Annotated in this window: 9 protein-coding genes; all 9 read left to right on the forward strand. The window is 65.9% G+C overall.

Going from position 1 to position 14,792, the window contains the following annotated elements; genetic code table 11:
- The first annotated feature begins 232 nt into the window (after positions 1–232).
- The 9 genes from LC060_RS01275 to LC060_RS01315 all read left to right on the forward strand — a co-directional run bounded on the left by LC060_RS01275 (position 233) and on the right by LC060_RS01315 (position 14,787).
- The gene (locus LC060_RS01275; RefSeq protein ID WP_226632013.1) at positions 233–745 is read left to right on the forward strand and encodes an RNA polymerase sigma factor; all 513 of its coding nucleotides are present in this window, start codon (positions 233–235) and stop codon (positions 743–745) included.
- Positions 742–1,791 (forward strand): FecR family protein, encoded by a 1,050-nt coding sequence (locus tag LC060_RS01280; protein ID WP_226632014.1) that lies wholly within the window; start codon positions 742–744, stop codon positions 1,789–1,791. The genes LC060_RS01275 and LC060_RS01280 overlap by 4 nt, the downstream gene beginning before the upstream one ends.
- A 122-nt stretch (positions 1,792–1,913) precedes the next feature.
- On the forward strand, positions 1,914–4,664 hold the full coding sequence (locus LC060_RS01285) for a TonB-dependent receptor (protein WP_226632015.1): 2,751 nt from the start codon (positions 1,914–1,916) through the stop codon (positions 4,662–4,664).
- A 220-nt stretch (positions 4,665–4,884) separates the two neighbouring features.
- Positions 4,885–6,198: an aspartate aminotransferase family protein gene (locus tag LC060_RS01290; protein ID WP_226632016.1), complete on the forward strand. Its 1,314-nt coding sequence runs from the start codon at positions 4,885–4,887 to the stop codon at positions 6,196–6,198.
- A 1-nt stretch (position 6,199) separates the two neighbouring features.
- On the forward strand, positions 6,200–6,763 hold the full coding sequence (locus LC060_RS01295; protein ID WP_226632017.1) for a hypothetical protein: 564 nt from the start codon (positions 6,200–6,202) through the stop codon (positions 6,761–6,763).
- A 16-nt stretch (positions 6,764–6,779) separates the two neighbouring features.
- Positions 6,780–8,255 (forward strand): amino acid permease, encoded by a 1,476-nt coding sequence (locus LC060_RS01300; protein WP_226632018.1) that lies wholly within the window; start codon positions 6,780–6,782, stop codon positions 8,253–8,255.
- Positions 8,252–10,258, forward strand: a complete 2,007-nt coding sequence (locus LC060_RS01305; protein WP_226632019.1) for an NAD(P)/FAD-dependent oxidoreductase — start codon at positions 8,252–8,254, stop codon at positions 10,256–10,258. Before LC060_RS01300 ends, LC060_RS01305 begins: the two co-directional genes overlap by 4 nt.
- A gap of 240 nt (positions 10,259–10,498) precedes the next feature.
- Complete coding sequence (locus LC060_RS01310; protein ID WP_226632020.1) at positions 10,499–13,063, forward strand: TonB-dependent receptor plug domain-containing protein; 2,565 nt, start codon at positions 10,499–10,501, stop codon at positions 13,061–13,063.
- A 14-nt stretch (positions 13,064–13,077) separates the two neighbouring features.
- The gene (locus tag LC060_RS01315; RefSeq protein WP_226632021.1) at positions 13,078–14,787 is read left to right on the forward strand and encodes an amidohydrolase; all 1,710 of its coding nucleotides are present in this window, start codon (positions 13,078–13,080) and stop codon (positions 14,785–14,787) included.
- Positions 14,788–14,792 lie beyond the last annotated feature (5 nt).

Below are 14,792 nucleotides of genomic sequence, written 5' to 3' on the forward strand. Positions count from 1 at the left end.
GTTCAAGAGCAGTGTCCGGAAGCAAGACGTGCCGGCCCTTCGAAGGGACAGCGCATGGTCCGCTTTTTCGCGTTCGGCACCGGCGCGCGATGTCTCGCCCCCCTCCCCCTGATTGCTGAGCCCACCGGCCCTGCGGCGCATTCGCCCTGCAAACATTCGAGGGCCGCGCGCTGTCCCTTCGCGCGCCTTGTCCGTCATGCAGAGGGCGGCATCGAAAGAAGGGGGGTTTCGATTGGCGAGCGAGCGGCAGAGGAGTTCGACATGTGGTCTGGATCAGCGCTGGCGACCTGCGCTCATGGCGTTCTTCCAGCGCCGTGTCCGCAACCATGCCGAGGCGGAGGACCTGACGCAGGAAGTGCTCTTCCGACTCCTCGGCCATGCGGGCGGGCCTGCCCAGCGGGACAGCTATATCTTCCAGGTGGCGCAAAACCTCCTGGTCGACCGCGCGCGCAAGCGCATCGTACGCGACCGGCACAGCCAGGAAGTGGGCGCCGATGAGAACCATGGCATTGATTTCCTCCATCCGGCCACGATTGCCGAAGGCCGCGAGGAGCTGGCCTGCTTCCAGGCGGCCGTCATGAAGCTTCCCGAACGGCGCCGTACGATCTTCCTGCTCTACCGGGTCGAACGGATCGGTCAGGCCGCGATCGCCGAGCGCTTCGGTATCTCCCCCAGCGCGGTGAAGCAGCACGTAGCCAAGGCCATGGCCTTCCTGATGCAGGAAATGCGGGAGTTCCGGTCGTGAGCGGGTCTCACCACCAGCCGGGCGATGCCGCCACGCCGCCATCGCGCGACGAACAGGCGGCGATGTGGTGCCTGGAACTTGCAGAGGGGACGCTCGAACTCGAGGGACGGCAGTCCTTCGATCGCTGGATGGAGGATCCTGCGAATGCCCGTGCCTTCGACGAGGCGGCCAGTGTCTGGGGCCTCTCGGCCCATGCGCTCAACGCCGAACCGCTTCTGCACCTGCGCCAGGATGCGCTCAACCGCTTCAATCCTCCGGCGCGGGGCGTGCGCAGGCTGCGTGTGGTCGGGGCCGCGCTGGCGATCGTGCTGTTCGTGTGGGGCGTCTTGGTGCCCGCGGCGGACACCTTGTCGACCGATGTCGGGGAACGCCGGGTGACCATGCTTGAGGATGGCTCGCGCGTCGCGCTTGATGCCCGCACGCGGGTGATGGTGCGGCTGGAGGACGATGTGCGGCATCTCGAGATGCTGGAGGGGCGTGCCCTCTTCGAGGTCTCCAAGGATGTGGACCGTCCTTTCGAAGTGCGCGCGGGCGATCACCTCGTGGTGGCCACGGGCACCGCCTTCAGCGTCGAGATCATCGAGGAAGAGGTGCGCGTCGTGCTCTACGAAGGTTCGGTCGAGGTGCGTGCGCTGCATCGCGCCGCGCACGCGCTGGATACCGGGAGGGCGCGGTCTGCGCCGCCGCTGGTGCTGCAGCCGGGCTACGAACTGACCATGCCGGTGACGGGATTGATCCGGGAGCCGATGCACCGGGTCGATCTGGAACGGGCCGCGGCCTGGGACGATGGGCAGATGGTGGTTGACGAGGAGCGCCTCGAACTGGTCGCCGCGCGTATGAGCCGGTATTCCCGGACCCGTTTGCGCATGGGCGACGCCAAGGCGGCGCAACTGCCGATCAGCGGCGTCTTTAACAAGGGGGACATGGCCGCGCTGATCGAGGCGGTTACCGCGCTTCATTCCCTGACGGCAACGCAGGAGGAAGGGGCCATCGTGTTGCGCACGAAAACCCCTGACGGGCAGGATCGCGCGTCCGAACGGCCCTGAGAAGACAATAAGTAGAGGCTTTCGAATAGACCGGCCAAACTTGTATTTTTCTAACCTGCTGTCCCGTTTGGTGCGCTGTGCGTCTTGCTTTTCGACAACAATCGGAAAAGTGGGGCGAAGACATGATGAAGGTATTGATGGCGGCGGGGTGCCGCGTATCGCTGGGGGCGCTGGGCCTGGCTCTGGCCGTATCGGGGCAGTCGGCGTTCGCGGCCGAACAGATGTACCGCTTCGACATCGAGGCGCAGCCGCTGCAGGGGGCGCTGCGTGAATTCAGCCGGGTCACGCGCGAACAGATCGCCTATGCGGCTTCGGATCTGCGCGGCCATCGTGGTCCGTCGCTTCGTGGCGAATATTCCTCGTCAGCTGCTCTCGGGCGCCTGCTGGGAGGCTCAGGCCTCGTCTCGCGGCGCAAGCCTTCGGGCGTCATCCTGATTGAACCGGCCCGCCTTGCCGAGGACGATGGGCAGGGGGCGCCGAACGTGGCGGCCGGGTCGGGGGGAGAAATCCTCGTTACCGCGCGCAAGCGCGCCGAGGACATGCTCAAGACGCCGATCTCGCTGTCCGTCCTGACCGAGGATGCGATCGAGAAAAAGGGGATCGTCAACCTCAACGACGTGGCCAACAACACGCCCGGCGTCGTCATCAACAACAATGCGGCAGGGCGCAGTGACCGCTCTTTCCAGCAGGTCATCATCCGAGGGTTCACCCCGTCACAGGCGACGAACCCGACCGCGGCCCTGTTCATTGACGGGACGCCGGTGGCCTCGACCACGGCCTTCTCGGCGCTGAGCGATCCGGCGCGGGTCGAAGTGCTGAAGGGGCCCCAAGCGGCCTATTTCGGGCGCAACACCTTCTCGGGCGCGATCAACTTCGTCAGCAAGACACCGTCCGACACCCTGTCGGGAAGCGTGAGCGGCATGGTCGGCACGCGAGACAACTACCGCGTCCACGCGGACATGTCCGGTCCGCTGGTCGACGATCTGCTTTCGTTTCGCGCCACCGTCAACCGGTTCGGCAAGAGCGGGTCGTGGCGCAACGATTTCACCGGCGAAACACTGGGGGATCAGCGCACCACGAGCGGCACTCTGCAGTTGGTCGCGACCCCCTCCAGCGCCTTGACCATCAAGGGCTTCGGGCTTCTCTCGAAAGACAAGGATGGTCCCTCCGCCCAGGGCCTCATCTCGGCCTACGAGATCGCCGCGCCCGATGGAACGGTGGTGGTGCCCTCGCAGTCCAACTGCACGCTTTCGGGTAGGAACTCGGCCGGTGGGGCGATTTCCAATCCGTTCATCTGCGGTGTCACGCCCGATCTCGCCTTTGGCCCTTCGCAGAACACGATTGCCAACAGCTACATCACCGACTTTCTGGCCAATCCGACCGGCCGACTGGTCAGTCCCGAGGACGGGGTCAAAGGCTACGGGCTGGTGCGGCGCTACTACCACCTGCACCTGATCGCGGATTGGGAGCTGGGGGACAGCGGGCTGACGATATCCTCGCTGACATCCTATAACAACGAGCGTTACAGCCAGTTCTCGGACATCGACAACTACGGCACGACCGCGATCCCCAACAACGGTTTCGGCCCGCCCCCGCCGGGCGCTCCCGACTATTTCGACATGCCCTACCTGGTTGAACGCGTGAACCGCGACTTCTCGCAGGAAATGCGCCTGTCCTACGATCGCGGCGGACCCTTCACCGGCACGCTCGGGGCCAGCTATCTCAATGCGTTTGCCCAGGGCGGACTTGGTGGCGGTAACGGCGCGCTTGGCACCAGCACCTTCTCGAATGTCGACGGTGCCACGCGCAATCGGACCTTTGGCCTGTTCTTCGGCGCCAACTACGAAGTGCTGCCCGAATTGCGCGTCAGCCTCGAGGGCCGCTACCAGATCGACAAGCTCTACGCCTATGCACAGCCAACAGGCTTTACCGCCGACAGCGATATCTTCGTGCCCCAGGGCACTTATGCGGGCGGTGACACCCTGCTCAAGGCAACCTACCGTAATTTCCTGCCGCGTGCGATCGTCGAGTACGATGTGACCCCTGATGTCATGGCCTACGCGTCCTATTCCAAGGGCGTGAACCCGGCCGCGTTCAACGTCGGGTTCCTCTCCTTCAGCGCTCCGCTGCAGCGCGCGGCCGAGGCCGCAGGCCTGCAGGTGCGCGTCGATCCCGAAAAGGTGACCAACTACGAGATCGGCCTCAAGGGGCGGCTGTTCGACAATCGCCTGTCCTTTGCCATGGCGGCGTACTACGCTCCCTGGCGCAACCAGATCAACGCGCTCACCATCACCGAGTTCGATCCGGTAACCCAGTCGGTGCAGATCATCCGTGCGACGGGCAATACCGGCAGTGTGGATATGAAGGGCTTTGAAGTGGAGGGCAGCCTGGCCCTGTTCGAGCACCTCGATATCGACTTTGCAGGGGCCTACAACGACAGCAAGATCAAGTCCTACGAGAACGCGCAGGTCAGCCAGCTGACCGGGATCACCGACTTCAGCGGCAAGGAGAACCCCAACACCGCCAAATACTCGGCGACTTTGGGCGCGCAGGTGCACGGCGATCTCGAGACCGGGGACGGAACCTGGTATGTGCGCGGCGACATGACCTACAAGTCGGGTCTCTGGGCAGACGCCTCGAACACGGTGCGCACGCCCTCGCTTGTCACGGTGAACACCCGTCTTGGCGTGGATTTCGAGGCGTTCTCGATTTCGGCCTGGGTGCGCAACGTCTTCGACAACGAGACGTACACCTCGATTGCGAACACCTCGGTGCTCAGCAACAACTTCGCCTACAGTACCTACTATTCCGGCCTTGTGGTGGGTCTCCCCGAGCGCCGTACCTTCGGACTTGAGGGCAAGTATCGCTTCTGAGCCTGCAACGCCCCTGCGGTTCGTTCCATCAAGGAGCGCTCCGCAGGGGCCTTTGCTGGCGCAGCTTGCTCACAGCTTTCGATAGGGATTGGGAAGGGGGCAAGCGGCAGGTGGTGCGCGCGAGGCACCAGTCCACGCCGGATAGGCATCTCCCGGGGCACCTCCTGCGGCGATAGGTCTCTTTGCGGAAGAGACAACCGGGAGCGCGAAGCCCTTGCAAATGAAGCTCAATGACCTGTCGAGCTACTGGATGCCGTTCACCGCGAACCGCCAGTTCAAGGCCGCCCCGCGCATGATCACGGGCGCACAGGGCATGTATTTCCAGACCGATGACGGGCGGGAGATTCTCGACGGGACGGCCGGGCTGTGGTGCTCCAACGCCGGGCATGGGCAGCCCCGGATCGTCGAGGCGATCCAGCAGCAGGCCGCAAAGCTCGACTACGCACCGCCTTTCCAGATGGGCAGCCCCGCCCAGTTCGAGCTGGCCAACCGGCTTGTCGATCTGGCGCCCGAGGGCTTTGGCCAGGTGTTCTACTGCAATTCCGGCTCCGAGGCGGTTGAAACCGCGCTCAAGACCGCGCTCGCCTGGCAGCGCGCGCGGGGCGAGGGGACGCGCACTCGCCTTGTCGGGCGCGAGCGCGGCTATCACGGCATCAACTTCGGCGGGATCTCGGTGGGTGGCATCGTCGGCAACCGGGCGATGTTCGGCGCGCTGCTCGCCGGTGTTGACCACCTTCGCCACACGCACGACCCGCAGCGCAACCTTTTCACCCAGGGTTTGCCCGAGCATGGCGCGGACCTTGCCGATGATCTGGAGCGCCTCGTCCAACTGCACGGAGCGCAGACCATCGCGGCCTGCATCGTCGAGCCGGTCGCCTGTTCGACCGGGGTGCTGGTGCCCCCACGCGGCTATCTCGAACGGCTGCGCGCGATCTGTGATCGCCACGGTATCCTCCTCATCTTCGATGAGGTGATCACCGGCTTCGGGCGTCTGGGCACGCCCTTTGCCGCGCAGCGCTTCGGTGTGATGCCCGACATCATCACCATGGCCAAGGGGCTGACCAACGGCACGGTGCCGATGGGCGGGATCCTGGTGCGCGAGGGGATCTACGAGACGATCTGCGCGGCCGCGGCCGAAGGCGCGGTGGAGCTGCCCCACGGCTATACCTATTCCGGCCACCCGCTGGCCTGTGCCGCCGCGCTCGCCAGCCTTGATGTCTACCGTGAGGAGGGCCTCTTCGAGAAGGCCGCCGCGCTGGAACCCCTCTGGCAGGAGGCGGTCCATTCGCTGCGGGGGCTGGCGCCCATCGTCGATATCCGCAACCTTGGTCTCATTGCCGGGATCGAACTCGAGGCAGGCCCGCACGGTCCGGGCACACGCGCCTTCGAGATCTACCGGCGCTGCTGGGAGCAGGGCGTTCTGATCCGCGTGACGGGCGATATCATCGCGCTTTCGCCCCCGCTCATCATCGAGGAAGGGCAGGTCGCGCATATCGTGGACACCTTGCGCCGCATCATCGCGGAAGTCGACTGAGATGCCCGTGGTTGCCCGCTTGCTGCGTCTGTTCGCTCTCATGTGCGGAGTGGCGCTGACCATTCCTTTCGCTTCCTCGCACGCTGAGGAGCCCCCCGCCGCCGACATCTGCCGTGAGAATCCGGCCTTTCGCGCGCAGGATTTCACGCTGGGGGACTGGGACGTCTACGCGGGCGAAACACGCATCGCGCGGGTCACGCTGGAGCCGATCCTGGAAAGCTGCGCCATTGAGGAGACCTGGACGGTGACCGGCGGGCGCACACGTGGAAACGGGCTCGGCATCTTCAACTACTCCGCGCTGCTCGGACACTGGATGTACCATTGGGTGACCGACGATGGTGCCAGCACCACCTTCACCGGCGAACCCACAGGGCCCGGCGCGATCCGCTACGTGACGCGCAAACCACTGGGCGAGGGGCCACTGGGCGAAAAGCGGGTGCGCCTGCGCCACTGGACGCTGACGCGCACCGGGGACGGGGGCATCCGCGAGCTCTCGGTGGGCAGCGAGGACGACGGTGCGACCTGGGAGGTCGAATACGACCTGCACTGGGTCCCTCACACATGACACGGCAGGGAGCGCGATGAACGGCAGGGCAGACGAGGGGACGCAGGCGATCCCGCAGAACGACATCGTCTCGCCAGCGGAAGTCTATCCGGGCGAGAGCCAGGATGAACTTGGTCGCTCGCTCAAGGCGCGCCACGTCTCGATGATCGCGATTGGCGGGATCATCGGTGCGGGGCTTTTCGTGGGCAGCAGCACGTCCATCGCTGCGGCAGGGCCTGCGGTGATCCTGAGCTACGCGCTGGCGGGCGCGATCGTTCTGGTCATCATGCGCATGCTGAGCGAGATGGCGGTCGCGATCCCCGGCATCCAGTCCTTTCCCGAGTTCGCCCGCATGGGTCTGGGCCACTGGGCCGGGTTTCTCAGCAGTTGGCTCTACTGGTATTTCTGGGTGGTCGTGGTGGCCATCGAGGCGATTGCGGGCGCGGTCATCATCGCGGGGTGGATCGCTCTTCCCGTCTGGCTCATCGGGATCGTGCTGATGGCCGTGCTGACCGCAGTGAACCTCATGTCGACGCGCTCCTACGGCGAGTTCGAGTTCTGGTTCTCCTCGATCAAGGTGGCAGGGATCATCGTCTTCATCCTCGTCACCGGCGCCTATGCGCTGGGGCTGGGCGCGCCGGACGGGCCGACCTTCGGCAATCTCACCGCGCACGGCGGCTTCGCGCCGGCAGGAGGCATGCAGGTGCTCGCCGCGACGACAAGCGTGATCTTCGCGCTCGTAGGCGCCGAGATCGCGACGATCGCTGCAGCCGAATCCGCCGAACCCACCCGCACCGTCGCGCGCATGACCAGCACCGTCGCGCTGCGCATCCTGGTCTTCTACATCCTCTCGGTATTCCTCATCGTCTCGGTCGTGCCGTGGGACAGCGTGGTGCCCGGCCAGTCGCCCTTCACCGCTGCGCTGGCCGCCATCGGCATTCCGGGCGCGGCGCTGATCATGAACGTGATCGTGCTGGTCGCGGTGCTCTCGTGCCTCAATTCCGGGCTCTACGTCACTTCGCGCGTGCTCTTCACGCTGGCCGCGCGCGGCGATGCGCCCCAGGCGCTGGTAAGGGTCAACGCGCGCAAGGTGCCTGCTCGCGCGATCCTCATTGCGAGCCTCTTCAGCTACGCCGCGCTGGCCGCCTCGGTGCTCTCGCCCGAGGTCGTGTTCAGCTTCCTCGTCAACGCTTCGGGCGCGCTGATGCTGATCGTCTACCTGATGATCGCGCTCTCGCACATGCGCCTTCGCCGGACTTTCGAGCGTGAATGCCCGCAGCAACTGACCATCCGCACCTGGTTCTTCCCCTGGCTGAGCGGGGCCTCGGTGCTGGCGATCTGCGTGATCCTGGGCGCCATGGCGCTCAACCCGGGATCGGCCGCCGAGTTCTGGTCGAGCGTGGCCATCACCGCCTTCTTCGCGGTGCTCTTCCTCGTATTGCGCCGGGCCAAGGCGGCCCCGCTCGACCCGCTTGCCCATATCGATACGACTATCCAGGAGCCTGCTGAATGACCGAGAATGACCTGCGTCTCGGAATGAACTGCCGCATCGACCGGCGCGACTTCCTGAACGGCACCGCCATGGCCCTGGGCACCCTCGGCGCGGCCAGCCTGTCGGCGCCGGGCTTCGCGCAGACGGCGGCAGGCGGGGCAGCGGCAGGCGGGGCGGCGGCCACCAGCTATCCCCCGGCCAAGACCGGCATGCGCGGAAGCCACCCCGGCTCCTTTGAATTCGCGCACCTCATGCGCGATGGGCAATTGCCCATCGAGGAGGTGGCCGATCAGGGCGAAACCTATGATCTGGTGATCGTGGGGGGCGGTATCTCGGGCCTGTCCGCAGCGCACTTCTACCGCAAGGCGGTGGGCAAGGACGCGCGTATCCTCATCCTCGACAACCACGACGACTTTGGCGGCCATGCCAAGCGCAACGAGTTCATGGTCGATGGCAAGCTGGTGGTGATCAACGGGGGCACGCTCAACGTTGAATCGCCCGCGCGCTACAACCGCTGGGCCGCGCAACTGCTGGACGACATGGGGATCGACCTGGAACGCTACCGGGTCTCCAACGCCGAGGTCCGCGATCTCTATGCGGACAAGGGCCTGACGCGCGGCCACTTCTTCGATGCCGAGACCTGGGAGGCGGACCGACTTGTCGTGCCGGAAAGCGGCGGCGGCCACGGGGGCGGTCCGGGCGCGATGGGCTCGGCCGAGTTCCTCGCCCGCACGCCGCTTTCGGCCAAGGCCCGCGCCGACATGGCCCGCCTCGTCGCACCCGACCAGCCCGATTATCTGGCGGGCATGAGCGTGGCGGAAAAGAAGCACTTCCTCGCGACCACCTCGTTCCGGGACTATTACCTCAAGACCCTGAAGGTCGATCCCCAGGTCATGTGGTTCTTCCAGCAGATGGGCACCAGCAGCTTCTGCGTCGGGGCCGATGCCACCCCGGCACTGTTCGGCTGGGTCGAGGGCTATCCCGGTTTTTCGGGGCTGGGCCTTGGCGAAATCCCCGAGGGCCTCTTCGCCGACCTTCCCGGCGGCCAGCACGGGCGCCAGAAGATTGACTGGAACGCGGTGCACTTTCCCGATGGCAACGCCACGCTGGCCCGGCTGCTGGTCGCGCACCTCGTACCCGGTACCACCTCGGCGCGCACGCAGGAGGACATGGGCACCGCCCGCATTGCCTATGGCGCGCTTGACCGGGCGGAGAATCCGGTGCGCATCCGTCTCTCCAGCATCGTTGTCAACGTGGCCCACGACGGCGATGCGAGGACCGCGCGCGAGGCCGTCATCACCTATGCCAACGGCGATGCGCTCAAATCGGTGCGCGCGCGGTCGGTCATCATGGCCTGCTGGAACATGGCGATCCCCTACATGATGCCCGAACTGCCCGCGCCCCAGAAGGAGGCGCTGGCCTACGGCGTGAAGGGGCCGCTCATCTACACCAACGTGGTGCTGCGCAACTGGCGCGCGTTCGAGAAGCTGGGCGTTTCCAGCATCTCGTGCCCGACCATGTTCCACGATGTCGTCGCGCTCACCGAGGCGGCGGACCTTGGCGCATTGCGCCACGCCCGCTCGAGCGCGGAGCCGATCGCGCTGCACCTCACCAAGTTCATGAACGCACCGGGCCAGCCCCGCCGCGACCAGCACCGCATCGGCCGCGCCGAATTGCTGGAAATGAGCTTCGAGACGTTCGAGCGCGAAACCCGCAGCCAGCTTGCGCGCATCCTCGGGCCGGGCGGTTTCGACCCTGCGCGCGACATCGCCGCGATCACCGTCAACCGCTGGCCGCACGGCTATGCCTATACTTACAACAGCCTCTACGATCCGGTCGAATGGGTCTACACGCAGTCGCCCGAGCGGCCCTGCGTGGTCGGTCGGCAACCCTATGGACTTGTCTCCATCGCCAACTCCGATGCTGCGGCAAGTCCGCATACCGATGCCGCGATCCTGGAGGCGCACCGGGCCGTCAGCGAGGTCGTCGAGCGCGAAACCTACCCCTTCGCCCGGCGCACCTGAGCGCTCTATCCCACCCGATCACGTCGTACCCTACGGCAACCTCGAGACGGCCGCCATCCTTCGGGATTGGCGGTCTTTTTTTACATGGTTCAGGAGTGGTGCCCTGCATGCACCGGCGGTGTCAGACTTGGCTCCTTCCGCTGCGTCAGGGGCCTGCGAAAGTCACGCAAGAGCCGCAAGGCGGCCCAGCGGAAACGCGGCGCCCGGTGCGGCGCACGACCACGAACAGGGGGAAGACGCATGCGCTTTGCATTCGCAACGAGCCACGCCGCCATGGCCGCGGCGATGGTTCTGTCCACACCGGCCTTCGCGCAAGAGGCCGAGACCGAAACGGCCGGAAACGCAGGCGCGATCATCGTCACCGGCACGCGCCGTGCCGACCGTTCGGCGCTGGAATCGAGCGCGCCCATCGACGTCTTCACGGCCGAGGATTTCGATACCCAGGCCTCGGGCGACATGAACAACATCCTGCGTTCGCTGGTGCCTTCCTACAACGTGGGGCGCTTCGTGGGCATTCTCTCGGATGGCTCGGGCTTCGTGCGACCGCCGACCCTGCGCGGCCTTCCGCCAGACCAGATCCTGGTCCTCGTCAACGGCAAGCGTCGCCATCGCTCGGCCATGGTCCAGCTCAACGGCGGGGCGCTCGCCAGCGGGGCGCAGGGGCCTGACGTCGCCCAGATCCCCAGCATCGCGGTCAAGCAGTTGGAGGTGCTGCGCGACGGCGCCTCGGCGCAGTACGGTTCGGACGCCATTGCAGGCGTCATCAACTACACCTTGCGCGATGCGGCCGAGGGGCTGGAAGTGCGCTCGCGCTACGGCCAGTTCTACGAGGGCGATGGCGAGGATTACCAGATCGCGGCGAACCTGGGCCTGCCGCTCGGGCCGACCGGCTTCATCAACGTCTCGGGCGAGTTCCTCGATTCCGCGCCGACCAGTCGCGGTGGGCAGCGCATCGGCGCGCTCGCGACTTCCCTCTCGCTGCCCGATGTCAACGTGGCCGACCCGATCCAGCGCATCGGCAACCCGGACCTGCGTTCCTATCGCCTCTTCGTAAACAGCGCGATCGCGCTTTCGGACGCGTCCGAGATCTACATGTTCGGCAATTACGGCTGGAGCAAGCAGGCCTTCGAATTCAACTGGCGCCAGCCCTATGACGCGCAAGGGCCGGGCCAGGACGGCACCGGCACCGCGATCTATCCGCGCTCGAGTGTCTTCAACGACATCTACCTCGACCAGTTGCCCGATGGCACCTGGGATTCGAACGGGCGCACCTTCAACTTTGCCTCGCTCTATCCCGATGGCTTCAACCCGCAGTTCCAGGGCAAGGTGACCGACCTCTCGCTGGCGGGGGGCTATCGCGGCGAATTCGACAGCGGCCTCAGCTGGGATTTCAGTGCAAGCTACGGCCAGAGCCGGGTGGAATACACTGTCGATGAATCGCTCAACGCCTCGATGGGCCCGGACAGCCCGACCAGCTTCTATTCCGGCTCGCTCGAACAGCGTGAAACGAACTTCAACGCCGACCTCGCCTACCCCTGGGAGATCGGGCTGGCCTCGCCGGTGACCATTGCGGTTGGCGCCGAGCACCGCACCGAGGCCTACCAGATCGGCATTGGCGACCTGCCTTCCTATCAGGCCGGGCCCTATACCGTGCAGGAGCTCGACACCGGGGCCTTCGCCACGCAGGGGCCGGGGGTAAGCGGCTTTCCGGGCTACTCGCCCAACTTCGCGGTCGATCGTTCCCGCCGTTCCTACGCCGGGTACATCGACATCGAGGGCGACATCGTCGAGAACCTGACCCTGGGTTTTGCCGGACGCTACGAGCATTTCTCCGACTTTGGCAGCACCACCAACGGCAAGGTCTCGGCCCGCTATGCCGTCTCGCCCGCATTGGCGGTGCGCGGTACGGCAAGCACCGGCTTTCGCGCGCCAACGCCGGGCCAGCTCTTCACCACGGCCGGGATCACGGCCTTCTTCGGGCCCAACCCGGTCGAGCTGCTGACGCTACCCGCCGACAACGCCGCCGCGCAGGCCTTTGGCGCAACGCCGCTGGTGCCTGAGAAATCGACCAACCTCTCGGCCGGCTTCGTCTTCACGCCGGGTGGGGGCTTCAACCTCACGGTGGATTACTACAACATCACCATTCGTGACCGCATGGGGATTGCCAGCTACATCCCGATCGAAAGCGATGCCCAGCGTGCGGTCCTGCGCGAGGCGGGCCTTGCCAACTGGGCAACGGTGGGCCTCGTGCGCTACTTCGCCAATGGCTTCAAGACCCGTACGCAGGGTGTCGACTTTACCGCAAGCCACCGCGCGGACACCGGCTTTGGCCAGTTCGCAACGACGCTGGCCGTCAACTACAACGCCACCAAGGTGCTCTCGAGCGATCCCACCGTGGTCGACGACATGCGCGCGGGCAACATCGAGGACAGCCTTCCCAAATGGCAGGCGACGATGACCGAGACCTGGACGCTGGGGCGCCTGTCGGTCACGGCGCGCGGCTATTTCTACGATGGCTTCACCAGCTGGGCCCTGCCCGAGAACGGCGGCCCCCTCGACGTCGGGTCCGAAGTGACCGCAGACCTCGAAGTGCGCTACCGCATGACCGACAATTTCACGCTGGCGCTGGGCGCGGAGAACATCTTCGACAACTACCCCGACCGCGACATCCGTTCGCTCGGCCAGCCCAATTCCAACTGGTACCAGCCCACCCAGGCGACGGTCAGCGGCAACCGCTATATCGACAGCTCCCCGTTCGGGTACAACGGTGGTTTCTGGTATGTGCGCGTGAACGCGGCATTCTGATGGAAAGGACCCCGATGGCCCGCGCCCTGTCCCCTGTGCGCCTGTTGACCGCTGCACTGCTTGCCTGCGCCAGCCCCCAGGCGCTGGCGCAGGAGGCGGCCGACCTCCTGCTGACCAACGGCGAAGTCGTGACAATGGACCCCGACCATCCCTTCGCCAGCGCGGTGGCGGTGCGCGATGGGCGCATCGTGGCGGTAGGGGGCGCGGAACTGTCGGAGGCCTACACTGCGCCCGAGACCATCGACCTTGCCGGACGGATGCTGATGCCCGGCTTCATCGACACCCACATCCACATCATCGGCCAGGCGCCGCGCGCGATTGCGGCGGGCAAGGCCCGTTCGATTGCGCAGCTTCAGGAGATGGTGCGGGCCAAGGCGCGCGAGCTGGGGCCCGGTGAATGGATCACCGGCTATGGCTGGGACGAGGCGCAGATGGCCGAGGGGCGCAATCCGCTGCGGGCCGATCTCGACGCAGCCGCCCCCGACAATCCGGTGGCCCTGACGCGCGCGGGGCACCACTCGATCGTGGGCAACAGCCTTGCCTTGGCCAAGGCCGGGATCGATGCGCAGACACCCGATCCCGAGCATGGCCTTATCGAGCGCGGCGCCGATGGCGTGCCCAATGGCCTCGTGCGCGAGCGTACCGATCTTTTCCTCTCGCACGTCCCGCCCGCAACGCCCGAGGAGATGAAGCCGAGCTGGACCGCGGAATTGAAGGCGCTCCTGCCGCTGGGCATTACCAGTCTCATGGAAGCGCTTTCAACCATCGACGACGAGCCGGTGGACAAGGGCGGGCTGGCCCCGGAAAAGCGCGGCGCGGTCCACACCTGGCGCCAGTTCCAGGAGATCTACGCGGCGCACGGGACCGAACTGCCGCGAACGACGATGTACATCGTCTATCCGGGAGCCGAGCGTCTCAAGCGCTTTCCCTGGCGCACCGGACATGGCGATGACCGCCTCAAGATCGGCCCCATCGGCGAAGCGCCGGGTGTCGATGGCGGCTTTACCGGCCCGACCGCCTGGACCCTCGCAGACTACAAGGGGATGGAGGGCTTTCGCGGACGTCTCGCGATCGAGCCCGACGCCCTTGAGGAAATGGTGCGCACCTCGCGTGACCTGGGCTGGCAGATGGGCATTCACGCCATCGGCGATGCCGCCATCGAGCGGCTGATCGATGTCTATGCCGCAGCGCTTGATGAAAAGCCGCTGGAGGACCACCGCTGGTTCTCCTCGCACCTCACCATGCTGCCGCCGGAGGCGACTCTGGATACGATGGCCGCTCATGGTATCTGGGGCGCGGCCCAGCCCAACTTCCTCTACAACCTTGAAGGGCGCTACGAGCAGACGCTGGAGGGCCGCGCGCTCACCCACATCAACCCGCTGGGCAGCCCCTTGCGCCACGGTGTGAAGATGGTGCTGGGCTCGGACAACCTGCCCATCGGGCCGCTCTACGGCGTCTACGTAGCGGTGACGCGCAAGGCTGAAAGCGGCAGGGCCTATGCCCGCGAGGAAGAGGAGGTCTCGCGTATGGCGGCGCTGGCGATGTACACCCGCGAGGCCGCCTACCTCAGCTTCGATGAAGACAATCGCGGCACGATCACGCCGGGCAAGTTTGCCGATCTCGTCGTGCTCGACCGCAACTTGCTCACCGTGCCCGAGGAAGAGATCCTTGCCACCAGAGTCGATCTGACGCTGGTCGATGGCAAGGTGCTCTACCGCCGCTGAGGCAG

Source organism: Novosphingobium profundi, assembly GCF_020524485.1.
Taxonomy (GTDB): Bacteria; Pseudomonadota; Alphaproteobacteria; order Sphingomonadales; family Sphingomonadaceae; genus Novosphingobium; species Novosphingobium profundi_A.

What these genes read in the sequence shown, in the direction of transcription:
- LC060_RS01285 (WP_226632015.1), top strand. Translation starts at nt 1,914, where the DNA reads ATGATGAAGGTATTGATGGCGGCGGGGTGCCGCGTATCGCTGGGGGCG.
- LC060_RS01290 (WP_226632016.1), top strand. Translation starts at nt 4,885, where the DNA reads ATGAAGCTCAATGACCTGTCGAGCTACTGGATGCCGTTCACCGCGAAC.
- LC060_RS01295 (WP_226632017.1), top strand. Translation starts at nt 6,200, where the DNA reads ATGCCCGTGGTTGCCCGCTTGCTGCGTCTGTTCGCTCTCATGTGCGGA.
- LC060_RS01300 (WP_226632018.1), top strand. Translation starts at nt 6,780, where the DNA reads ATGAACGGCAGGGCAGACGAGGGGACGCAGGCGATCCCGCAGAACGAC.
- LC060_RS01305 (WP_226632019.1), top strand. Translation starts at nt 8,252, where the DNA reads ATGACCGAGAATGACCTGCGTCTCGGAATGAACTGCCGCATCGACCGG.
- LC060_RS01310 (WP_226632020.1), top strand. Translation starts at nt 10,499, where the DNA reads ATGCGCTTTGCATTCGCAACGAGCCACGCCGCCATGGCCGCGGCGATG.
- LC060_RS01315 (WP_226632021.1), top strand. Translation starts at nt 13,078, where the DNA reads ATGGCCCGCGCCCTGTCCCCTGTGCGCCTGTTGACCGCTGCACTGCTT.